Origin of the sequence: Streptomyces sp. NPDC057743 (genome assembly GCF_042798755.1) — a bacterium.
GTDB lineage: Bacteria > Actinomycetota > Actinomycetes > Streptomycetales > Streptomycetaceae > Streptomyces.
The window spans coordinates 36,247-58,011 of sequence record NZ_JBHVJX010000002.1; the positions used below are offsets into that span (position 1 = coordinate 36,247).

23 protein-coding genes and 1 riboswitch are annotated in these 21,765 nt (G+C 74.5%); of the genes, 12 read left to right on the plus strand and 11 right to left on the minus strand.

What is annotated here, in order from left to right; all coding sequences use genetic code 11:
• Nucleotides 1–55 precede the first annotated feature (55 nt).
• From ACFVFQ_RS02195 to ACFVFQ_RS02215, 5 genes are all read left to right on the plus strand, one after another.
• Nucleotides 56–1,084, plus strand: a complete 1,029-nt coding sequence (locus tag ACFVFQ_RS02195) for a DEDDh family exonuclease (RefSeq protein ID WP_383407134.1) — start codon at nt 56–58, stop codon at nt 1,082–1,084.
• Between the two features lie 64 nt (nt 1,085–1,148).
• Nucleotides 1,149–1,382: a hypothetical protein gene (locus ACFVFQ_RS02200; protein ID WP_274916394.1), complete on the plus strand. Its 234-nt coding sequence runs from the start codon at nt 1,149–1,151 to the stop codon at nt 1,380–1,382.
• A gap of 108 nt (nt 1,383–1,490) precedes the next feature.
• Nucleotides 1,491–2,369: an SURF1 family protein gene (locus ACFVFQ_RS02205; RefSeq protein ID WP_383407137.1), complete on the plus strand. Its 879-nt coding sequence runs from the start codon at nt 1,491–1,493 to the stop codon at nt 2,367–2,369.
• 29 nt (nt 2,370–2,398) lie between these two features.
• Nucleotides 2,399–4,183 carry a glycoside hydrolase family 15 protein gene (locus ACFVFQ_RS02210; RefSeq protein ID WP_383407140.1) on the plus strand — a complete coding sequence of 595 codons (1,785 nt, stop codon included), beginning with the start codon at nt 2,399–2,401 and terminating at the stop codon, nt 4,181–4,183.
• Between the two features lie 4 nt (nt 4,184–4,187).
• Nucleotides 4,188–4,943, plus strand: a complete 756-nt coding sequence (locus ACFVFQ_RS02215) for an SDR family oxidoreductase (protein ID WP_383407143.1) — start codon at nt 4,188–4,190, stop codon at nt 4,941–4,943.
• A 291-nt stretch (nt 4,944–5,234) separates the two neighbouring features.
• Here the strand turns inward: ACFVFQ_RS02215 and amaP are convergent, their stop codons facing one another.
• The 5 genes from amaP to ACFVFQ_RS02240 are packed head-to-tail and all read right to left on the minus strand — an operon-like array spanning nt 5,235 to nt 7,587.
• Entirely contained in the window at nt 5,235–5,840 is a 606-nt protein-coding gene (gene amaP / locus ACFVFQ_RS02220) for an alkaline shock response membrane anchor protein AmaP (protein WP_383407146.1), read from the minus strand.
• Between the two features lie 7 nt (nt 5,841–5,847).
• The gene (locus tag ACFVFQ_RS02225; RefSeq protein WP_383407149.1) at nt 5,848–6,495 is read right to left on the minus strand and encodes a DUF6286 domain-containing protein; all 648 of its coding nucleotides are present in this window, start codon (nt 6,493–6,495) and stop codon (nt 5,848–5,850) included.
• Complete coding sequence (locus ACFVFQ_RS02230) at nt 6,492–6,884, minus strand: hypothetical protein (RefSeq protein WP_383407152.1); 393 nt, start codon at nt 6,882–6,884, stop codon at nt 6,492–6,494. The genes ACFVFQ_RS02225 and ACFVFQ_RS02230 overlap by 4 nt, the downstream gene beginning before the upstream one ends.
• A gap of 7 nt (nt 6,885–6,891) precedes the next feature.
• Nucleotides 6,892–7,089 (minus strand): hypothetical protein, encoded by a 198-nt coding sequence (locus ACFVFQ_RS02235; RefSeq protein WP_383407154.1) that lies wholly within the window; start codon nt 7,087–7,089, stop codon nt 6,892–6,894.
• Between the two features lie 36 nt (nt 7,090–7,125).
• Nucleotides 7,126–7,587: an Asp23/Gls24 family envelope stress response protein gene (locus tag ACFVFQ_RS02240; RefSeq protein ID WP_383407157.1), complete on the minus strand. Its 462-nt coding sequence runs from the start codon at nt 7,585–7,587 to the stop codon at nt 7,126–7,128.
• Nucleotides 7,588–7,840: 253 nt separating this feature from the next.
• On the opposite strand from ACFVFQ_RS02240, the gene ACFVFQ_RS02245 reads away from it, so the two are divergent.
• Nucleotides 7,841–8,596, plus strand: coding sequence for a hypothetical protein (locus ACFVFQ_RS02245; protein WP_383407160.1), 756 nt, complete (start codon nt 7,841–7,843; stop codon nt 8,594–8,596).
• 9 nt (nt 8,597–8,605) lie between these two features.
• Here ACFVFQ_RS02245 and ACFVFQ_RS02250 read toward each other — a convergent pair whose 3' ends face one another.
• The 3 genes from ACFVFQ_RS02250 to ACFVFQ_RS02260 all read right to left on the minus strand — a co-directional run bounded on the left by ACFVFQ_RS02250 (nt 8,606) and on the right by ACFVFQ_RS02260 (nt 11,659).
• Nucleotides 8,606–9,385, minus strand: coding sequence for an enoyl-CoA hydratase/isomerase family protein (locus tag ACFVFQ_RS02250; RefSeq protein ID WP_383407163.1), 780 nt, complete (start codon nt 9,383–9,385; stop codon nt 8,606–8,608).
• Nucleotides 9,386–9,488: 103 nt separating this feature from the next.
• Nucleotides 9,489–9,710, minus strand: coding sequence for a helix-turn-helix domain-containing protein (locus tag ACFVFQ_RS02255; RefSeq protein WP_383407166.1), 222 nt, complete (start codon nt 9,708–9,710; stop codon nt 9,489–9,491).
• A gap of 350 nt (nt 9,711–10,060) precedes the next feature.
• Nucleotides 10,061–11,659 (minus strand): ABC-F family ATP-binding cassette domain-containing protein, encoded by a 1,599-nt coding sequence (locus tag ACFVFQ_RS02260; RefSeq protein WP_383407169.1) that lies wholly within the window; start codon nt 11,657–11,659, stop codon nt 10,061–10,063.
• Between the two features lie 222 nt (nt 11,660–11,881).
• On the opposite strand from ACFVFQ_RS02260, the gene ACFVFQ_RS02265 reads away from it, so the two are divergent.
• Nucleotides 11,882–12,286: a VOC family protein gene (locus ACFVFQ_RS02265; protein WP_383407172.1), complete on the plus strand. Its 405-nt coding sequence runs from the start codon at nt 11,882–11,884 to the stop codon at nt 12,284–12,286.
• Nucleotides 12,287–12,318: 32 nt separating this feature from the next.
• Here the strand turns inward: ACFVFQ_RS02265 and ACFVFQ_RS02270 are convergent, their stop codons facing one another.
• The 3 genes from ACFVFQ_RS02270 to ACFVFQ_RS02280 form a co-directional block, all read right to left on the minus strand.
• Nucleotides 12,319–13,770, minus strand: coding sequence for a hypothetical protein (locus ACFVFQ_RS02270; RefSeq protein WP_383407175.1), 1,452 nt, complete (start codon nt 13,768–13,770; stop codon nt 12,319–12,321).
• A 237-nt stretch (nt 13,771–14,007) separates the two neighbouring features.
• Nucleotides 14,008–15,135: an alpha/beta hydrolase gene (locus ACFVFQ_RS02275; protein ID WP_383407182.1), complete on the minus strand. Its 1,128-nt coding sequence runs from the start codon at nt 15,133–15,135 to the stop codon at nt 14,008–14,010.
• A 109-nt stretch (nt 15,136–15,244) separates the two neighbouring features.
• A complete protein-coding gene (locus ACFVFQ_RS02280) occupies nt 15,245–15,913 on the minus strand; it encodes a class II aldolase/adducin family protein (RefSeq protein WP_383407187.1) in 669 nt (222 codons plus the stop codon).
• A gap of 232 nt (nt 15,914–16,145) precedes the next feature.
• On the opposite strand from ACFVFQ_RS02280, the gene ACFVFQ_RS02285 reads away from it, so the two are divergent.
• The 5 genes from ACFVFQ_RS02285 to ACFVFQ_RS02305 all read left to right on the plus strand — a co-directional run bounded on the left by ACFVFQ_RS02285 (nt 16,146) and on the right by ACFVFQ_RS02305 (nt 21,710).
• Nucleotides 16,146–16,889 carry a GH25 family lysozyme gene (locus ACFVFQ_RS02285; RefSeq protein ID WP_383407190.1) on the plus strand — a complete coding sequence of 248 codons (744 nt, stop codon included), beginning with the start codon at nt 16,146–16,148 and terminating at the stop codon, nt 16,887–16,889.
• 138 nt (nt 16,890–17,027) lie between these two features.
• A complete protein-coding gene (locus tag ACFVFQ_RS02290; protein WP_383407193.1) occupies nt 17,028–18,290 on the plus strand; it encodes an anion permease in 1,263 nt (420 codons plus the stop codon).
• 49 nt (nt 18,291–18,339) lie between these two features.
• Nucleotides 18,340–18,579: a hypothetical protein gene (locus ACFVFQ_RS02295; protein WP_383407196.1), complete on the plus strand. Its 240-nt coding sequence runs from the start codon at nt 18,340–18,342 to the stop codon at nt 18,577–18,579.
• 347 nt (nt 18,580–18,926) lie between these two features.
• Nucleotides 18,927–19,062, plus strand: a riboswitch (cobalamin riboswitch).
• A 129-nt stretch (nt 19,063–19,191) separates the two neighbouring features.
• Entirely contained in the window at nt 19,192–20,163 is a 972-nt protein-coding gene (locus tag ACFVFQ_RS02300) for a cobalamin biosynthesis protein (protein ID WP_383407199.1), read from the plus strand.
• Complete coding sequence (locus ACFVFQ_RS02305) at nt 20,160–21,710, plus strand: cobyric acid synthase (protein ID WP_383407202.1); 1,551 nt, start codon at nt 20,160–20,162, stop codon at nt 21,708–21,710. The genes ACFVFQ_RS02300 and ACFVFQ_RS02305 overlap by 4 nt, the downstream gene beginning before the upstream one ends.
• Nucleotides 21,711–21,765 lie beyond the last annotated feature (55 nt).

Below are 21,765 nucleotides of genomic sequence, written 5' to 3' on the forward strand. Positions count from 1 at the left end.
TTCCGTCCCCCGGCGATGCGGTGGCTGTCGGTGGTGGCCCGTATCCTCAGTGACCATGCTCGAAGACCACAGCGCAGCCGCCCCCTCGATCGCGCCGAAGATCGGCCGGCAGCCGGGACCGCAGACGCCGGCCGATTGGCCGGCCGGGTATCCGCAGGGATACGCGGTGGTCGACGTCGAAACCACCGGCCTGGCCCGCGACGACCGGATCATCTCCGCCGCCGTGTACCAGCTCGACGCCCAGGGCGAGTTCCAGGACTCCTGGTACACCCTCGTCAACCCGCAGCGCGATCCCGGACCGGTCTGGATCCACGGCCTGACGAGCGCGGTGCTTCAGGACGCCCCCCTCTTCCCGGAGATCGTGCCGGAGCTGTCGGCCCGGCTGGCGGACCGCGTCCTGGTCGCGCACAACGCCATGTTCGACTGGTCGATGCTGGCCCGGGAGTACGCCCGGGCCGCGGCCGTCGCCCCGGTGCGCCAGCGGCTGTGCACCATCGCGCTCTCCAAGGAGCTGGACCTGCCGCTGCCCAACCACAAGCTGGAATCCCTCGCCGCGCACTACGGCGTCATACAGGAGCAGGCCCACCACGCCCTGGACGACGCCCGGGTGCTGGCCGAGGCGTTCCGCCCCAGCCTGCACCGGGCCGCGCAGGCGAACGTCCGGCTGCCGCTGCTGAGCTGCCAGCCGCTCACGGAGTGGTCCGACGCCCCCGCGCCCCGCGCACACCCCACCGGCTCCTCCTACCGCCCCACCTCCTGGCGTCCGGCCCGCAAGCGCCCGGCCTGCCCGTATCCGAACCCGGGGCGCTACGAGCCCGGCGGCCGGCTGGTCCAGGGGATGCGGGTCGCCTTCTCCGGGGACACCTCCGTGGACCGCGAGCTGCTGGAGGACCGGGCGGTCGAGGCCGGGCTGCACGTGGCCACCAGCGTCTCCCGGCTGACCAGCCTGCTGGTGACCAACGACCCCGACGCCCGCACCTCCAAGGCGGTCAAGGCCGCGTCGTTCGGCACGCCCGTCCTCGACGAGGCCGCGTTCATGCAGCTGCTGCGGGACGTGCAGCCGGCGGCGCCTACGTCCGGGTGAAGCCCGGTCAACACACCCCGCTGGCGCCGCGCCCGCCAGGGCCCCCGCCCCCAGTCTGTGGCGCATGACACGTTGTGAGGTCTGCGGAAACGACTACGGAATGACGTTCGAGGTGCACGCCCAGGGCGCGGTGCACGTCTTCGACTGCTTCGCCTGCGCGATCCACCGCATGGCACCGATCTGCGAGCACTGCCGGGTGCAGATCATCGGGCAGGGCGTGGAGGCGAACGGGCAGTGGTACTGCGGCGCGCACTGCGCCCGCTCGGCCGGGCAGGTGGGCATCGTCGACCGGGTCTAGCGACCCGGCGCGAGCGCGGCACGCGGCGGCGCCCCTCGTCCCCTCCCCGGCCGCCGCCGGGGGACCCCGCGGGCCGGACGCCCAGGGTCGGGGGGTACCGTCGCAGCCGTGTACCGCTTCCTGTTGACCCGGCAGTGGGTGATCCTCACCCTCCTAGGGCTCGTCCTGATCCCCGTCATGATCAAGTTGGGGTTCTGGCAGTTCCACCGCCATCAGCACAAGGTGGCGCAGAACGCGCAGATCGCGCACAACCTGGCCGCCACCCCGGTCCCGGTGACCGAGCTGGCCGCCGTCGGCCGCGACCTGCCGCACGGCGAGATGTGGCGCCGGGTCACCGCCACCGGAACGTACGACACCGCGCACGAGGTCGTGGTCCGCCAGCGCACCGCCGCCGACGAACAGACCATCGGCTACTACGTGCTGACCCCGCTCGTCCTGCCCGACGGCGACGCCGTGGTCGTCAACCGCGGCTGGATCGCGCCCGGCGACGACCTCACCAAGTTCCCGAACGTGCCGGCCGCCCCCAAGGGCACGGTCACCGTCACCGGCCGGATGATGGTCGACGAGACCACCGCGGTCAGCGGGATCAAGGACACCAAGGGCCTGCCGCCCCGCCAGGTCATGCTGATCAACAGCAAGCAGCAGGCGAAGCGGGTGGGCCGCCCGATGCTCGGCGGCTACATCGAGCAGACCGCGCCTAAGACCAAGTCCCCCGAGTTGGTGCCCGAGCCGGACCACGACTCCATCGGCCCGCACATGGCGTACGCCGTCCAGTGGTGGCTGTTCGCGGCGGCGGTGCCGGTCGGCTGGGTCGTCCTGGTGCGCCGGGAGCGCCGCGACCGGGCGGCGGCCGCGGCGAAGGAAGCCGAAGGGGTCGAGGGGGCCGAGGAGTCCGGGCAGGCCACCGCGGCGCCGGAGAAGGCCGACGACGCCGAACAGGCCGCCGCCGGCGAGCCGGTAGCCCGGACGGCCGCCACCCCCGAGTAACGCCCGCGCCGCGCGGGAAGGGCCGCGGAGTGCACCCACGCATCGAGGACTACGCACTCATCGGCGACCTCCAGACCGCCGCGCTGGTCGGCCGGGACGGCTCCATCGACTGGCTGTGCCTGCCCCGCTTCGACTCCGCCGCCTGCTTCGCCGCCCTGGTCGGCGGCAGGGACAACGGCCACTGGACGCTGGCACCGCGGTCGCCCAAGTCCCGCTCCACCCGCGGCTACCGCGGGGACTCGCTGATCCTGGACACCGTCTGGGAAACCCCCGAGGGCAGCGTCAAGGTCACCGACTTCATGCCGCAGCGCGAGCGGCTGCCCGACGTCGTCCGGGTCGTCACGGGGCTGCGCGGCCGGGTCGAGATGCACGGGGTGCTGCGGCTGCGGTTCGACTACGGGCGGGTGGTGCCCTGGGTGCGCGCCTCCGAGGGCAGCCGGGTCGCGATCGCTGGCCCGGACTCGGTGTGGCTGCGCACCCCCGCCGACGGCGTCACCTACGGCAAGGACTTCAGCACCCGCTCGGAGTTCACCGTCGCGGCGGGCGAGCGCACCGCGTTCGTCCTGAGCTGGCACCCCTCGCACGAGCCGCGGCCCGAGCAGATCGACCCGTTCGCGGCCCTCGCGGACACCACCGAGGACTGGCACGCCTGGTCCGCGCGGTGCCGCTACCACGGCCGGTACCGCGCCGCGGTGATCCGCTCCCTGATCACCCTCAAGGCGCTCACCTACGCGCCCACCGGCGGGATCGTCGCGGCCCCCACCACCTCGCTGCCCGAGGAGCCGGGCGGGGTGCGCAACTGGGACTACCGCTACTGCTGGCTGCGCGACGCCACCTTGACCCTGAACTCCCTGCTCACCGCCGGCTATCTGGAGGAGGCCGACGCCTGGCGGGACTGGCTGCTGCGCGCGGTGGCCGGCGCCCCCGACGACCTCCAGATCATGTACGGACTGGCCGGCGAGCGGCGGCTGCCGGAGACCGAACTGCCCTGGCTGTCCGGGTACGAGGGCTCGCTGCCGGTGCGGATCGGCAACGCCGCCGTCGGGCAGCGCCAACTCGACGTCTACGGCGAGGTGATCGACTCGTTCCACGCCGCGCTCACCGCGGGGCTGCCGGTCAAGCCGCACGCCTGGAGCATCCAACGGGCGCTGGTGGAGTACCTGGAGTCCACCTGGCGCGACCCCGACGAGGGCATCTGGGAGATCCGCGGCCCCCGCCAGCACTTCGTGCACTCCAAGGTCATGGCCTGGGTCGCGGCCGACCGCGCGGTCAAGGTGCTGAAGGCGCACCCGAGGTCGGGCGGCGACGTGGACCGCTGGCGGGCGATGCGCGACGAGGTGCACCGGGAGGTCTGCGCGCGCGGCTACGACACCGAGCGGGGCACCTTCACCCAGTCCTACGGCTCGACGGAACTGGACGCCGCGACGCTGCTGATCCCCCGGGTCGGCTTCCTCCCCGGGAACGACCCCCGGGTGATCTCGACCGTCGACACCCTGCGCCGCGAGCTGACGCACGACGGCCTGATGCGCCGCTACAGCACCGAGGGCACCCCCGTGGACGGGCTCCCCGGTGACGAGGGCACGTTCCTGGTCTGCTCGTTCTGGCTGGCGGACGCGCTGCTGCTGACCGGGCGCCGGCACCAGGCCCGAACGCTCTTCGAGCGGCTGCTGACGCTGCGCAACGACGTGGGGCTGCTCGCCGAGGAGTACGACCCGGCCAGCGGGCGCCAACTGGGCAACTTCCCGCAGGCGTTCAGCCACATCGGGCTGTTGGGGACCGCCTTCGCACTGCACCACGGGGCGGGGGCAGACTAGGGCCATGGATCTTGGACTCACCGACCGGACGTATCTCCTCACCGGCGCCACCCGGGGCCTGGGCTTCGCCACCGCCCGCGAACTGGTCGCCGACGGCGCCAACGTCGTGCTCACCGGACGCACCGAGGAGGCCGCCACCGAGGCCGCCGCCTCCCTGGGCGAGCGGGCCCTGGGGGTCGCCGCCGACAACGCCGACCCCGAGGCGCCGGCCCGCCTGGTGGCGGCCGCCCGGGAGCGCTTCGGGCGGCTGGACGGCGTCCTCATCAGCGTGGGCGGCCCGGCGCCGGGCACTACCGACACCACCACCGACGAGCAGTGGCAGACGGCCTTCGAGACGGTCTTCCTCGGCGCGGTCCGGCTCGCCCGCGCCGTCGCCGCGGAGCTGGGCGAGGGCGGCGCGATCGGCTTCGTGCTCTCCGGCTCGGTCTACGAGCCGATCGCCGGGCTCACCCTCTCCAACGGCCTGCGCCCGGGCCTCGCCGGCTTCGCCAAGTCCCTCGCCGACGAGTTGGGCCCGCGCGGCATCCGCGTCGTCGGCGTCCTCCCCGGCCGGATCGCCACCGACCGGATGACCCAGCTCGACGCGGTCTCCGGCGACCCCGAGGGCTCGCGCGCCCGCAACTGCGCCACCATCCCGCTGCGCCGCTACGGCGACCCGGCCGAGTTCGGCCGCACCGCCGCCTTCCTGCTCTCCCCCGCCGCGTCCTACCTGACGGGCGTGATGGTTCCGGTGGACGGCGGGGCCCGCCGCGGCTTCTGAACCACCCGGTGGCGCGCGCCGCCTACGTCACCGCCCCGGCCGACGCAACTGACGCCCGGCCGGGGCGAGTTCGCGCGATGACCGGGCCAGCCCACCTTTGCCCGCATCCCGTGGACGCTCCCTTCGCGCGGCCTATGCGACCATCCGCCACCGCTCAACTCCCGTGAGTTTCCCGGCCGTTGCAGCCTCCCGACCGTCACCGGGAGGCTGCACGACCCACGGGAGGCCGCAACGAGGGCCACGCAGAGGGGGCGGGCGCGAAAATCACGCCCGTACGGCCCCCGCCCGCCGCTAGCTGACCCGTTCCGCCCGGTGCCGGACCGCCCGCAGCCGGACCTCCGTCGGCAGCCGTTCCAGGCCGGCCGATGCGCGGGCGTGGTCCACCGCCCCCTCGGAGAGCCGGAGCACCACGATCCCGGGGTCGGCGTGCGGGGCGAGGACCACCAGGGCGTGCGCCCGCGGCGCCATGCGGCGGCCGGTCAGCACGACGGCCGCCCGGTCGACGCCGTCCACCGCCGCCGCCTCGGCCGCCAGGGCCGCCTCCAGGGCCCGCCCGCGCACCGTCGCGCCCTCGCCGTCCCCGGTGTCGACCAGCAGCGAACCGAGCCGGCGCCGCCGGAGTTGGGCCAGCAGCCACCACAGCAGCAACAGCACCAGCACGGCCAGCGCGGCGATGACCGACGGCCACCACCAGCCGCGGTCGGTGAACCGGGTGCGGTCGCCCGCCGGGAGCGGCACCGCGTCCGGGCGGTCCCAGGGCCAGCCGGCGGGCAGCGCGAGGTGCCAACGGGCGGGCAGGTCGAGGCCGCCCAGCAGCGCCAGGGCGCCACCGCCGAGCAGCAGCAGCCCGACCAGCCCGAGCAACACCCGGTTGACCGTGGCGCGTACGGTGCGCATCGCGCCCTCACCTCCTCTTGGGGCGCCGGACGTCGACGGACAGCCGCAGCCGGTGCGGCAGGCCGAGTTGCCGCAGTCCGTCGCCGAGCGCCGTGGTGAGGTCGCCGCGTACCTCGTCCAGCGCCCGGAAGTGCACCACCGCCCGGGCCCGCGCCCGATGGCGGCCGACGGTCATCCGCACGGACTGCACGCCGGAGACCTCCATGGCCCGGTCGCGCAGCACCAGCGCGGCGGCCGACCGGTCGAGCCCGGCCCGGATGCCGGGGGTGGCCCGCCGCATCGGCAGCACCGCCCGCAGCCCCGGGGTGCCGGCCAGCGCGAGCAGCCAGATCCCGAGGACCACCGCGGCCGCCGCGGCGCCCAGCACCCAGGGGTCGTCCAGGTGCCGGGTGGCCAGTTCGTGCGCCAGCCGCCGGCGCCAGGCCATCGCGGTGCGGCCGGCCCGCACCGCCGCCACGTCGTAGAGCAGCAGCCCGGCGGCGCCCAGCAGGACCAGCGCAACCAGCGCCGCCGGCACCCGCCGAGCCGACCAGAAGCGCCCCGCGCGCCCGTCGGCACGGACCGGGCCGGGATCCACGACGTCCGGCCGCACCGCCAACCCGCCCTCGGAACCGCCCGGTTGACGGGCCCCGGCCCCGCCCCGCCCCGCGCTCATCGCACCCGCTCCCGCCCCCGGTCCGTCAACAGCGGCGAGTTCAACCGCTCCACCCGCACCGCCACCTCGGCAACCGTCATCCCCGCCAACTCCCGTACGCGCTCTGCTACTTGGCGACGCACCTGGCCGCACCGCGCGCCGATCGGGGCGGGATAGTCCAGCTCCACGGCGATCCGCAGCCGGGCCTCGCCGAACGGTGGGTGGACGTCGCGGCGGGCCACCGTCACCGTGGCATGGGCGTCGGTGGGCGCGCCGGGGGACGCCGCGCGCAGCGCCTCCCGGGCCGCCCGTGCCGCGATCTTGGCGACCACCCGGTCCGCGACCCTGGTCTCCCCGCGCTCGCCGGCCGGCACGTCGGCGGCAGCGGCGGACCCGGTCACCGTCGCCATCCGCCGCTCACCGCCGCCGGTCGTCGCGGTCGCCGGTCCGGGTGCGGAAGAACTCCCCGACCTCCAGGTCCCCGTCGAGGAACCTGCCGGCCACAAACCCCACCACGCCCAGCGCCGCCACCAGGATGAACGCCCCGAACCCGCCGAAGTACCCGGCGAAGCCCAGCGCCATCCCGGCCACCAGCCCGATCACGGCCATGCTCATCGTGCGCTCCTTCGCTTGCCGCTCCGGCCGGCCCGGTCACTGGAGCCGCGGCTCCGCTTCCTCGTCCTCGCCGTCCTCGTCGGGCAACTTCACGTCGCTCACCGCGATGTTGACCTCGACGACCTCCAGGCCGGTCATCCGCTCCACGGCGGAGATCACGTTCTCCCGGACGGCCCGCGCCACCTCCGCGATGGCGACCCCGTAATCGACCACGATCTCCAGGTCCAGCGCGGTCTGCACCTCGCCGACCTCGGCCTTCACCCCGCGCGTCGCGGTGGCCGCCCGCCCGCCGCCGGGCACTCGGTCGCGCACCGCGCCGAGCGTGCGGGCGAACCCGCTGCCCATCGTGTGGACGCCCACCACATCGCGGGCCGCGAGCCCGGCGATCTTCTCCACGACACCGTCGGCGATGGTGGTCCGCCCACGGGTCGCGGGATCGCCCCCGCCCCGCTTCACCGGCGGCTTCACCGCCTCCGCAGCCGGCTCGCCCTCACCCATCGCCCCCACCCCCTCTCCCCCTCACACCAGCCATCCCGTCCACCCCATGCACCCAATCCACACCACTCACCCCATTCGCCCCGTTCATCTCGTTCATCCCGTTCATCCCGCTCTTGGCGCTCCCCACAGTAGGGGCGGAGGGCGGGGTGCGCCCCGGGGACGGGGCAGCGGAGTGCCCGGCCTGCCGGGGCGGACGGACTGCGGCAGGCTGGAAAGGTGGCCCGAAACGGGCCCGGGAAAAGGGGGTGACGCGGTGGCCACGCACGACTTGGCACACGCCGTGCGGGCACAGCTCGGCCTCGGCCGGGTCCTGCCGCTCGGCGGCCCGGCGGACGGCGCCTGGATCGCCGAACGCGCCGCCCGCACCGCTCTGTTGCGTTCCCTGGGCACCCCGCCCGGCGTCCGCCTGAGCGCGCTACGGCTCACCCTGGACGCCCCGGACGACGCCCCCGCGCCGACCGTCCCACCACCGCCCAGCGCCCTGCCGCCGGGCCCGCTGCGCCTCACGGCGGACGTCACCGCACCGCCGGACCGCCCCCTCCCCCTGCTCGCCGCCCGCCTGCGGACGGCGCTGCTGACCGTGGCGGAGCACGACCTGGGGCTCCGCCTGACCGCCGTGGACCTCCGGATCGCCGACCTGCTGGACGAGCCGGCCGCGCGCACCCCACCGGACGAGGCCCCAACGGGCGCCCCGGAGGCGGCAGTTCCGGAAACCGAAGCGGAAACCGGGGCCCCGGACCGCGGCGCATCCCCCGGCCCGGAAGCCCCGGACGACCTCGCCGACCGGGTCCTCGCGGTCCCCGGGGTGGCCCGGCTCGCCCCCGCCCTGGCCGGCCGCTCCCGCCCGGTGGCGCGCTCCGACGACGGAACGCACGTACTGATCCAACTGGCGACCGCCGCCGGTCACCGCCCCCTGGACGTCGCCCGCGCCGTCCGCCGGGCGGTGACCGGCCCACCACCGGCACCGGAGACCGCGGCCGTACTGGTCACCGCGGTCTCATACCGCTGACGTCGGCGGTCAGTCGCCCGCGCCGGCCAGGTCCCGCAGCCGACGCGCCTGGGCGGCCCGCTCGGCGCGGCACTGCTCCTCGTAGCCGCGACCCGCGACGCCGGCCAACAGGGCCTTGGTCTCGATGACGGCGTCCCGGGGCGCGGCGAGCAGCGCAGCGGCCAAGTCGGCCACCGCGCCGTCGAGTTCATCGCCGGGCACCACGACGTTGGCCAGGCCGATCCGCCCGGCCTCGTCGGCGTGCACGAAGCGCCCGGTGGCGCAGATCTCCAGCGCCCGGGCGTAGCCGACCAGCCCCACCAGAGGATGGGTGCCGGTCAGGTCCGGAACCAGGCCCAGGCTGGTCTCCCGCATGGCGAACTGCGCGTCCTGGGCGGCGACCCGCAGGTCGCAGGCGAGGGCGAGTTGGAAGCCCGCGCCGATGGCGTGCCCCTGGACGGCGGCGATGGACACCAGGTCGGTCCGCCGCCACCAGGTGAACGCCTCCTGGTACTCGGCGATCGTGGCGTCCAGCGCCTCGTCCGTACCGCGCGCCAGATCCAGGAACGACGGCTCGCCGTCGAACCCTTCGGGCGTGAACGCCTGCCGGTCCAGCCCCGCGGAGAAGGACTTGCCCTCTGCGCGCAGGACCACGATCCGGACGTTCCCCGGCAGCAGCGAGCCCGCCTCGGCCAGTGCCCGCCACATGGCGGGGCTCTGTGCATTGCGCTTTGCCGCGTTGGCGAGGGTCACCGTGGCGATCGCGTCGTCCACGGTGAGCCGCACACCGTGCTTGTCGAGCAGAGTCATGAGGGCGCCTCCGAGTCAGCCACCGCACCTGCGTGCGTAAGTGACTGAACGGTAACCTCCCGGCCGACTGCGGGGGCACCGCATGTACCCGGAGCCGCGGCCCTCAGACCGAGGCGGCCTTCTTGCCCCTCGTGGCTCCGCCGCGACTGCGCAGGATCACACCGGATTCGCTGAGCATCCGGTGCACGAATCCATAGGAGCGGCCGGTTTCCTCGGCCAGCGCCCGGATGCTCGCTCCGGCGTCGTATTTCTTCTTCAGGTCTGCCGCGAGCTTTTCGCGCGCAGCGCCGGTTACCCGGCTGCCCTTCTTCAGAGTCTCGGCCACCCGTGCCTCCTCGTGGGAAGTGCGCTCTGGACTCTCATGATCACCCCTCCCCGGCTTCCTGGCCACCCATTCCGCAAGGTATGTGAGACATCCTTTGCCGTGCCGCGGACGGCCGGCGCGGTCCGCATTGCCGCCGCCGCGCACCCCGGAACCCGCGTGCACGCCTTGATGCCCGAAAAGTGCCAGGTCAGGTGGTGTGCCGTAGAAAAGATGCCGGCCGGGCCCGTGGGGCCCGGCCGGATGGTGCAGGCTCGCCGGTGTATGAGCCGTTCTCACTCAGATGATGGATCACCCGTGGGCCGAATGATCCAGTGGGCGTGATCCAACCGGCGGCACCGGCACCTCGGAGATCAGGCCAGGGCGACCAGGTCCGCGTAGTCCTGGCCCCACAGGTCCTCGACACCGTCCGGGAGCAGGATGATCCGCTCCGGGGCCAGCGCGTCCACCGCGCCCTCGTCGTGGGTCACCAGCACCACGGCGCCGGTGAAGGTGCGCAGCGCGCCGAGGATCTCCTCGCGGCTGGCCGGGTCGAGGTTGTTGGTGGGCTCGTCGAGGAGGAGGACGTTGGCGGACGAGACGACCAGGGTGGCCAGGGCGAGACGGGTCTTCTCGCCGCCGGAGAGCACGCCCGCGGGCTTGTCGACGTCGTCGCCGGAGAACAGGAAGGAGCCCAGCACCTTGCGGACCTCGACGAGGTCCATGTCGGGGGCGGCGGAGCGCATGTTCTCCAGGACCGTGCGGTCCGGGTCCAGGGTCTCGTGCTCCTGGGCGTAGTAGCCGAGCTTGAGGCCGTGGCCGGGGCGGACCTCGCCAGTGTCGGGCGTCTCGACGCCGGCCAGCAGCCGCAGCAGGGTGGTCTTGCCGGCACCGTTGAGGCCGAGGATGACGACCCGGGAGCCCTTGTCAATGGCGAGGTCGACGTCGGTGAAGATCTCCAGGGAGCCGTAGGACTTGGAGAGGCCCTCGGCGGTCAGCGGGGTCTTGCCGCACGGCGCCGGGTCCGGGAAGCGCAGCTTGGCGACCTTGTCGGAGACCCGCACCGCCTCCAGGCCGGCCAGCAGCTTGTCGGCGCGCCGGGCCATGTTCTGCGCGGCGACGGTCTTGGTGGCCTTGGCCCGCATCTTGTCGGCCTGGGAGTTGAGCGCGGCGGCCTTCTTCTCGGCGTTGGCCCGCTCGCGCTTGCGGCGCTTCTCGTCGGCCTCGCGCTGCTGCTGGTAGAGCTTCCAGCCCATGTTGTAGACGTCGATCTGCGAGCGGTTGGCGTCCAGGTAGAAGACCTTGTTGACGACCGTCTCGACCAGGTCGACGTCGTGGGAGATGACGATGAAGCCGCCGCGGTAGGTCTTGAGGTAGTCGCGCAACCACGCGATGGAGTCGGCGTCGAGGTGGTTGGTGGGCTCGTCGAGCAGCAGGATGTCGGAGTCCGAGAAGAGGATCCGGGCCAGCTCGACGCGGCGCCGCTGGCCGCCGGAGAGGGTGTGCAGGGGCTGGGCGAGGATCCGGTCGGGCAGGCCCAGGCTGGCGGCGATGGTGGCGGCCTCGGACTCGGCCGCGTAACCGCCCTTGGTGAGGAACTCGGTCTCCAGCCGCTCGTACTTCTTCATGGCCTTCTCGCGGGTGGCGCCCTTGCCGTTCGCCATCCGGTCCTCGTTCTCCCGCATCCGGCGCAGCACGGTGTCCAGGCCGCGGGCGGAGAGGATGCGGTCGCGGGCGAGGACGTCGAGGTCGCCGGTGCGCGGGTCCTGCGGGAGGTAGCCGACCTCGCCGGAGCGGGTGACCGAGCCGCTGGTGGGCATGCCCTCGCCGGCCAGGACCTTGGTGAGGGTGGTCTTGCCGGCTCCGTTGCGGCCGACCAGGCCGATGCGGTCGCCCTTGGCGATGCGGAAGGAGGCGGACTCGATGAGGATTCGGGCGCCGGCGCGCAGCTCAAGGCCGGAAGCGGTGATCACGGGAAAAACTCCAGGGCAGGAAGACGGCGGGTTGGACGGACGGTCCGAGAGCGGTCTACGCCGTCTAATGAACCCAGAGGAGAACTGCCATGCAGGCAGTCTAACGGGCCGGTGCAAGTCGATTTCCTGCGTTGTCAGACCCCGCTGCCAGACTGTGAGACAGGACACAGGAGTTGGGGTGGCAGGGGGCCGTCCCGCGACGCGAGAGGTGCGGTGATCGACATGGCAGGCACTGCGGGGATGTTCCCCACGCTGCTCTACCGGGACGCCCCGGGCGCGATCCGGCAGTTGACCGAAGGCTTCGGCTTCACCGTCGCCGCGCGGTACGACGGCGAGGACGGCGCCGTGCTGCACGCCGAACTCGCCCATGGCGACGGGGTGGTGATGCTCGGTTCGAAGGGGCACGGCGGCCCGTTCGACGAGGCGATGGGCGACGCCGGGCCGAGCGGCGTGTACGTCGTCGTCGACGATCCCGACGCGCACTGCGAGCGGGCCCGGCGGGCCGGGGTGGAGATCCTGGTGCCGCCGACGGACCAGGAGTACGGCTCCCGGGACTATCTGGCGCGCGATGCCGAGGGCACTCTCTGGAGCTTCGGCACCTACCGGCCGGGCGGGGCGGGGTCATGACCCGCCGGCGCCCGGCCGCGGTGCCCGGCCGGTTAGGCGCCGCCGGTGTGGACCTGGAAAGCCGCTCGGCGCACGGCCTTGGCGAGCGCCGGGTCCGGGTGGGCGGCGGCCAGCGCCACCAGCACCTGGACGGTCCGGGGATGGCCGACCGCACGGACCTCCTCCAGCAGCCGCGGCACCGAGCCCTGGACCGCCGAGTCCAGGTGCCGGACGAGGAGTTGGGTCTCGCCGTGGTCGGCGACGGCCGCCGCGGTGTCCACCCACAGCCAGGTCGACTCCTCGCGGGTGAGGACGTCCGGCGCGGTCTCCGGGTCGCCGCCCTCGTGCTCGACGAGCCAGAGCAGGGCGTAGGGCCGCAGCGCCGGCTCCTCGGCGGCGGCGCGCACGGCCGGTTCGGCGGGGGCGCCGACGGCGCGCAGCGCCTCGAAGGCCAGCCCGCGCAGCAGCGCGTCCTCGCCGCGGGCGACGGCCAGCAGCTCCTCGACGGCGGCGCCGACGGAGCGGGCGGCGAGCCAGGCGCGGTACTCGGCGCGGGCCGGGCCCGGGGTCAGCCGGGCGCAGCCGCGCAGCATCGCCTCCGCGGACTGCTCGATGTGGCCGGCCGGGCTCTGCGCGGCGACGCAGATCTGCTCCAGCTTGACCCACACCGACCAGTTGCCCAGCGGCGTCAACTGCGCCTCCTGGCCGTGGTGTCGGCCCTCGCCGGCGCGCTCCCCGGGGCCCTCGGGCGCGCCCGCCGGCGGCACCAGCGCGCCGACCGCGAGCAGTGCGTCCAGCGCCCAGCGCAGCAGCTCGACGAGCGACGCCCCCGCGGCGCCGTTCGTCGCTCCGCCGGCGTCGGCGCCGTCGGGTGCCGGGTCGGGCCCGTAGGGGACCTCGCAGCGTTCGGTGCGCAGTTCCTCGACGCGCTGGGTGAGCATGTCGAGCAGCACCGGCAGCCGCACCGGACCGGCGGACAGGTGCAGCAGGGACAGCAGTTGCGGCACGGCCTCCACCACCTCGGCGACGGCCGTGAGGCCCGCACCGGCCGGCGCGGGCAGCGCCAGCGACCAGGCGTCGAAGAGCGCGACCCAGCCGCGCAGGGCGGCGGTGTCGTCGCGGTCCCAGGCCCGCAGCCGCCAGCCGGGGCGGGCCAGTCCGTCGTGGAGCTCGATCAGCCCGGCGAGCCGGGCCCGGTCCCAGTCGGCACGGACCTGGTGGGGCGTCAGCCCCAGCGCCTCGGCGGCGGCGTCGACGGCGGTCTGTGGGAGCGCTCCGTCGCCGCCCGCGCGCAGGCTGCCCGCGCGGTCGGCCCAGTGCGCGAGGCGGGCCGCGCCGGCGAGCACGGCGCGGGCCTGGCGGGCCAGTTCCGCGGGCGACGGGGTGCCCTCGGGGGGCCTGGGCGCCGGGCGGGTGACCCGGGTGCTCACCGCCCGGCGGGCGGCCGCAATCGGTTGTCGGGGGACGAGTCGGAGCCGGGAGTCGCGCGGTGTACGGGACGTCACAGGAGCAGTCTTGCCTCTGACGGCCCGAAAGCCCAATCGGAACCCGACTTGCGGTCTTCCGGGCGGGCGCCACCCCGGCTTCCCCTCCCCGAGAGCGGGAGTTGTCCGCCCGTACACCTTCGGGCCCGGCGGGGCCTCGGCTGGGGTCGATGGGGGGCCGTGCGCCGCGGCGGCCCGGGGTCGGCCGGCGGTGCGCCGGCAGCGGCGCCTCGGCGCCTCGGCGCCTCGGCACCGTCGTCACATCAGCGGGGTGAGGAAGCGGCGCAGGGTCTCCTCGTAGCGGTCCGGGGCGGCGTTCCACATCGCGGCGTGCGGGGCGTGCGGCACGGGCGCGAGGGTGATCAGCTCCGGGCGGCGGGCGGCGAAGCTCCGGGAGGCACCCCAGGGGGCGAGGGTGTCCTCGGGGCCGTGGAACAGCAGGGCGGGCATGCCGAGTTCGTCGGGGTCCACGGCGTCGGCGGGGCGGTCGACGGGCAGTCCGGTGTGGCCCTCGGCGGCGCGCACGGCGAGCGGGAGCAGGATCCGCGGGATGCGCCGGGCGGCGGCCAGCGCGCGGACGGTGGCGTGCCGGTCGAGGATCGGGGAGTCCAGGACGAGGCCGGAGATCCGGTCCCGCAGTGCGGAGTTGGCGGCGGCGCGCAGCGCCATGGTGGCGCCGGCGGACCAGCCGTACAGGACGACGGCGCGGGCGCCGTGTTGGACGGCGTAGCGGATCGCGGCGTCCAGGTCGCGCCATTCGGTGTCGCCGAGGTGGTGCAGCCCGTCGGTGGTGTGCGGGGCGCCCGGGTCGTTGCGGTAGGCGAGGTTGAGGACGGGGAAGTGGTGGCGGTGCAGGAACGGCAGTACCACCATGGGGTGTTCGCGGGTGGTGCCGAGGCCGTGGGCGGTGAGGACCCAGGTGTCGCGGGCGCCGGGCACCAACCACGCGGGCAGCGGCCCGAGTTCGCCGGGGACGTCGACCTCCTCGTAGGCCAGGCCGAGGGCGTCGTAGGGGTTGCCGGCGTGCACCTGCGGGGTGAGCCGCATCCGGGCGCCGGGGCGCAACGTGCCGTGGGTGACGCGTTCCAGGCGGCGGACGACGGCGTCGGCGGGGTGCGGGGTGTCGTGGACGACGGGGCCGACCACCGCGTGGCAGCCGGCGCCGGTCAGCCCGTAGGTGCCGGGTCTGAGGGAGGCCAGGCTGCGGGTGAGGACGAGGCGGTCGCCGGCGGCGGAGTGGACGGTGAGCCGGGGGTCGCCGGGGAGGGGGCGGCCGGGCGACGCTTTCAGGGCAACATCGCCGGCGTACCGCCCGGCGGCCACGGCGGCCGCCCCGGCGCCGATCACGGTGGTGGCGGTCACCGCCGCCATGGTTCCCCGTCGCATCACTCCAGTGTGCGCAGCGCCGCCGGAGCCGGCCACCGGGCACCGGGACCGGCGGCCGGACCAGCGGCGTTGTGCCGTGTCGGGGCCCGGCGCGCGGGGTCGCGGCGGGTCAGGCGGGGGCGTCGCCGGGCTGGCCGTAGCCGCGCAACCGCTCCCCCGCGGCGTCGAGCTGGTCGGCCGACAGCAGGCTGGGGGTGTGCCCGGGCACGGAGACCGCGGTGAGCCAGACCCGGCACATCCACTCCAGTTGGGCGGTGCGGTCCAGCGCCTCGGCGAGGGTGGCGCCGTGGGCGATGGTGCCGTGGTTCTGCAGGAGGGCGGCGCTGCGGTCGGTGAGCGCGGCGGCCATGTGGGCGGCGAGTTCATCGCTGCCGTAGAGGGCGTAGGGGGCGACCCGGACGGGTCCGCCGAGGGCGGCCGTCATGTAGTGGATGGGCGGGAGTTCGGTGACGAGGGTGGAGACGGCGGTGGCGTGCGGGGCGTGGGTGTGCACGACGGCGGTGGCGGTGGTGTCGCGGTAGACGGCCAGGTGGAGCGGGAGTTCGCTGGTCGGGCGGAGCCTGCCGACGATCTGGCGGCCTTCGAGGTCGACCCCGGTGACGTCGCTGGGCCCGAGCCGGTCGTAGGGGACGCCGCTGGGCGTGACGAGGATCAGGTCCTTGACGCGGACCGAGACGTTGCCGGAGGTGCCGACGACGAGGCCGTCGGCGGCGGTCCGGCGGGCGGTGGCGACGAGCTCGCTCCAGGCGGTGGCGAGGTGGTCCGGGCGGTCCTTCATGGTGTCCTCCGGGGCGGCACTGCGGGACGTGCGAAAACGCGCGGGGGCAGTGCATCACACCGTACGAGCAGGACGGGGCACGGTAGGCCACCGCGCCAGGCACCTGGTATCCCCCATATGGGGATACCCGCTCTCCTGAGGGGAATTGGCCGGGGATCGACCATGTTGCGGTGATCATCCTCTAGCGTCGAGCGAACTGCAGCCCTCACATGTCCTCACCCAGGGGGGACACATGACGTGTGACCGCTCCACTTCTCGGACCACGGTGGCAACCGCGATAGCCGTGGCGGTGGCGTCACTGGCCGGCACCGCACTCGCCGCACACCCCGCGCGGGCCGCCGCGGACGGCCGGCCGCTGGGGCACGACGTCTCCTCGTACCAGAAGCACATCGACTGGCGGGCGGTCCGCGCGAAGGGCGCGCGGTTCGTCTACGTCAAGGCCACCGAGTCGGACGGCTACCGCAACCCCCGGTTCGCGGCGCAGTACAACGGCTCCCGGGCGGCCGGACTCCTGCACGGCGCCTACCACTTCGCGGTGCCCAGCGCCTCGTCGGGCACCCGGCAGGCCCACTCCTTCCTGCGCCACGGCGGCCGCGGGAAACGGGACGGCTGGACGCTGCCGCCGGCCCTCGACATCGAGCACAACCCCTACGACGGCAAGCAGCCGTGCTTCGGGCTGAGCAGTGCGGCGTTGGTGCGCTGGATACGGGCGTTCAGCGACGAGGTGCGGCGCGACGCCGGGCGACGGCCGGTGATCTACACCACCGCCCGCTGGTGGAACCGCTGCACGGGCGGCAGCCGGGCCTTCGGCGGTGACCATCCGCTGTGGCTGGCGGACTATTCGGGCGGGGCGCGGACGCCCGCCGGCTGGTCGTTCTCGAGCATCGTGCAGTACGCCTCGCACGGGCGGCTGCCGGGCGATCAGGACCGCTGGAACGGGACCGTGGCCCAGCTCAAGAGGTTTGCGAACAGATGAGACGGAAGTGGCGGCAGGGGCGCCTCCGCGTGAACACTGCGGGGGTGTCACCGCGGCGCCCGGCCGAGTTCACTTTCCGTTCACTCACCGTCCGTACGTTCTCGAAGACACTGACCATCGAACGGATTGCCTGGGTGAATGGAACACATCACGCTTCTCATCGGGATCGTGATCGTCACGGCCTTGGTGTTCGACTTTACGAACGGCTTCCACGACACGGCCAACGCAATGGCCACCACCATCTCCACCGGGGCCCTGCGACCCAAGACCGCGGTGGCGATGTCAGCGGTACTCAACCTCGGCGGCGCGTTCCTGTCGGTTGAGGTCGCCAAGACCATCTCCGGCGGCATCATCGACGAGAGCGCCGGCATCAGACCGGAAGTGATCTTCGCCGGCCTGGTCGGCGCCATCATCTGGAACCTCGTCACCTGGCTCGCCGGCCTCCCCTCCAGCTCCTCGCACGCCCTCTTCGGTGGTCTGATCGGCGCGACCCTGGTGTCCGTCGGCACCGGCGGGGTGCACGGCGAGGCCGTCGTGATGAAGGTCCTGATCCCGGCGGTGGCCGCGCCGTTCGTCGCGGGGCTCGCCTCGATGGCGGCGACCCGGCTCACCTACCGGCTGGCCCGCGGCCGCGACGAGGCCGACACCGCCAAGGGCTACCGCGCCGGGCAGATCGCCTCGGCGGCGCTGGTCTCGCTGGCCCACGGCACCAACGACGCGCAGAAGACGATGGGCGTGATCACCCTCGCGCTGATCACCGGCGGAGCCATCGCCCCGCACTCCGACCCGCCGATGTGGGTGATCGCCTCCGCCGGCATGGCCATCGCGCTCGGCACCTACCTGGGCGGCTGGCGGATCATCCGCACCATGGGCAAGGGCATCACCGACATCCAGCCGCCGCAGGGCTTCGCCGCCCAGACCGGCGCCGCGGCCACCATCCTGGCCTCCTCCCACCTCGGCTTCGCGCTCTCCACCACCCAGGTCTGCTCCGGCTCCGTGATGGGCTCCGGGCTCGGCCGCAAGGGCGGCGTGGTGCGCTGGTCCACGGCCGGCCGGATGGTCGTGGCCTGGGGGCTGACCCTGCCGGCCGCCGGCCTGGTCTCCGCCGGCGCCGCGTTCCTCGCCGACCAGGGCACCTGGGGCATCACGACGGTGACCGTCCTGGCGCTGGCGATCTGCGGCGGCATCTGGGCCGCCTCCCGGCGCAAGCCGATCGACCACACCAACGTCAACGAGGGTCCGGCGGTGGAGCCGGCGGGCGTCGTCACCACCGCGCTCCAGACCGTCTCGCCGCCCCCGGCGGGCACCCTCGCCCCGGCGGCCTCCGAGGCGGACGCGCTCGCCGTGCCCTCGCAGCGGGACGCCGCCGCCCCCGCCCAGCCCGCGACGGCCTCCTCCTGACCGCCCGGCCGCAGCAACCGAACTGACCCAAGGACCAAAGGACTACGCAATGCACATCGACTGGGCGGCTCTCGGCCAGGTCTTCGGCGTCACGCTCGCGGTGACGGTGGGAATCGTGGGCCTGTTCACCGTCGGCATCGTGGGCACCTCCCGTAAGCCGGCCGCGGACGGCGACGCGGCGGCGGCCTCCACGGCACCGGGCGCGGGGGCACGCGCCGGGGCGCTGGCGGCGTTCGCACTCTGCGCGGTGGCGGTGGCGTACGGGATCTATCTGATCGTCGCCGCCTGACAGTTGGCCGGCCGCGGGCCGGTAGCAGTGGACGGGGCGTCCGGAGGGCGCGGCACCAGCCGCGGCCGCCGGGCGCCCCGTTGGCGTGGGGTGCGGTAGACCGGTAGACCGGCCAAGCCGGCGGGCTGCCGGGCCGTCGGCCGTCGCGAAGGCCCGTTCCGCCGGGCGGCGTTCGGGGCGGGCGGCGCGCGGGTTTGCAGGAGGGGCGCGGTGGGGTGGCGGGTGGGCGCCGGCGGCTGCCCTGTGGTCTTGGACACAGGACAGCCGGTGGGGCTGCGTCGCAGGTCAAGGGCGAGTTGACGGGCGTCGCGGGGCGTGGTGGACTGCCGGGGCCAATCGGCGACAGCAGAGGAAGTCCGGTGCGAATCCGGCGCGGTCCCGCCACTGTCACCGGGGAGCGCTCCTCCGACGAGGGCCACGGCCCGTACGCCACGTACGGGCGGGAAGGCCGGGGGTCGCGCCGATCCGGGAGCCAGGAGACTCTGGTCGCCGTCGCGTCGAGCCAGGGCGAGGACCCTGAGTGAGGACATACCACCATGCCTGGCTGCCCATCGAGAGCCTCATCGCCCGCTGCCGCAGGGCCCGTTCGGTGTCTGACGGCGGCCTGATCCGGTGCGCGGCGAACACGCGACATACGCGTGCGGCGCGGCCCTCGGCTTCCTCGGTGACCTGATCGCGGCGGATCCGCGGCGCGGCCATCCGGTGGCCGCGTTCGGCCGGGCCGCGGGCGCCCTCGAACGTCGACTGTGGCGCGACCACCGTGGTTACGGGGCGGCGCACGCGGTGGTGTGCGCGGGTGGCGCGGCCGCCGGCGCCGCGCTGTTGGCGCGCGCCGTGCGCCACCGTCCGGGCGCCCGGGCCGCGTTGACCGCGGCCGCGGTGTGGGCGGTGCTGGGCGGCACCTCGTTGGGCCGGGAGGCGCGCGCCGTGGGCGGTGCGCTGGACGTCGGTGATCTGGACGTGGCGCGGGAGCGGTTGCCGCATCTGTGTGGGCGCGACCCGCAGGCGTTGGACGGGCCGCAGATGGCCCGTGCGGTGGTGGAGTCGGTCGCCGAGAACACCTCGGACGCGGTGGTGGGCGCCCTGGTGTGGGGCGCGCTGGGCGGGGTGCCCGGACTGGTGGCGTTCCGTGCGGTGAACACCCTGGACGCGATGGTGGGTCACAAGTCGCCGCGCTACCGGCGGTTCGGCTGGGCCGCGGCCCGGCTCGACGACCTCGCCGGCTGGCCCGGCTCCCGGCTGACCGCGGCGCTGACGGTCCTCGCCGGACCGGATCGGCGCGGTGCGCTGCGGGCCTGGCGGGCGGACGGCGGGGCCCATCCGAGCCCCAACGCGGGCCCGGTGGAAGCCTCGTTCGCCGGTGCGCTGGGCGTCCGGCTGGGCGGCACGCTGGCGTACGGCGGACGGGTGGAGCACCGGCCGGTGCTCAACGGCGGGGCGCGGCCCCCGAAGGTCTCCGACGTGGAGCGGGCGGTGCGGCTCTCCCGGCGGGTGAGCGCGTTGGCGCTGGGTGTGACGGTGGCGGGACGGCTGGCGGCGGATGCCGTGCGGCGCCGCCGGGTGAACGGGAGGGTGCCCCGGTGAACGGGCGCGGGAAGACGGCCGGTGGGCTGCTGGTGGCCGGGACGACGTCCGACGCCGGCAAGAGCGTGGTGACGGCCGGCATCTGCCGCTGGTTGGTGCGGCAGGGCGTCAAGGTGGCGCCGTTCAAGGCGCAGAACATGTCGCTGAATTCGTTCGTGACCCGACAGGGCGCGGAGATCGGCCGGGCGCAGGCGATGCAGGCGGCCGCGGCCCGGGTGGAGCCGACCGCGCTGATGAACCCGGTGCTGCTCAAGCCGGGCAGCGACCGCAGCAGCCAGGTGGTGCTGTTGGGCAAGCCGGTGGGCGAGTTGAGCGCGCGTGGCTACCACGCGGGCCGGCAGGAGCAGTTGCTCGGCACCGTGACCGACTGTCTGGCGGAGCTGCGGCGCACCCATGACGCGGTGATCTGCGAGGGCGCGGGCAGCCCCGCCGAGATCAATCTGCGCCGCACCGACCTGGTCAACATGGGCCTGGCCCGGGCGGCGCGGATCCCGGTCGTGGTGGTCGGCGACATCGACCGCGGCGGGGTCTTCGCGTCGTTCTTCGGGACCATCGCGCTGCTGTCCAAGGAGGACCAGGCGCTGGTCGCCGGCTATCTCGTCAACAAGTTCCGGGGCGATGTGACGCTGCTGGAGCCGGGGTTGGAGATGCTGCGCGGGCTGACCGGGCGGGCGACCTACGGCGTGCTGCCGTTCGCGCACGGGCTGGGCATCGACGAGGAGGACGGCCTGCGCGTCTCGCTGCGCGGGGCCGTGCGGGAGTCGGTGGTGGCGCCGCCGGCGGGCGAGGACGTCCTGCGGGTCGCGGTCCCCGCGGTGCCGCTGATGTCCAACTTCACGGACGTGGACGCGCTGGCCGCCGAACCGGGCGTGGTGGTGCGGTTCGTGGACCGGCCCGAGGAACTGGTCGACGCGGACCTGGTGGTGCTGCCGGGAACCCGCGGGACGGTCCGGGCGCTGGCGTGGCTGCGCGAGCGCGGGCTGGCCGACGCGGTGGCCCGGCGGGCCGCCGAGGGCCGTCCGGTGCTGGGCATCTGCGGCGGCTACCAGATGCTCGGCGAGCGCATCGAGGACGACGTCGAGTCGCGGGCCGGGGCGGTCGACGGGCTGGGGCTGCTGCCGGTCCGGGTCCGTTTCGCGGTGGAGAAGACCCTCGCACGGCCGTCCGGCGTGGCGCTCAGCGAGCCGGTGGAGGGCTACGAGATCCACCACGGGGTGGCCCAAGTCCTGGGCGGGGACGCGGCGTTCATGTCCGACGGTCAGGGGAGGGACCTGGACGGCTGCCGGGTGGGCGCCGTGTGGGGCACGCACTGGCACGGCTCCCTGGAGAGCGACGGTTTCCGGCGGGCGTTCCTGCGGGAGGTGGCGCGGGCGGCCGGTCGGCGCTTCGTGCCGGCGCCGGACACCCGCTTCGGCGCGCTGCGCGAGGAGCAGTTGGACCGGCTGGGCGACCTGATCGAGGAGCACGCGGACACCGGGGCGCTGCTGCGGCTGATCGAGGAAGGGGTGCCGGAGGGGCTGCCGTTCGTGCCTCCGGGGGCGCCATGAGCTGGGGGCACACGGGGCGGGAACGGCGGGGAACACTTCAGGAGCGCAGCCGGCG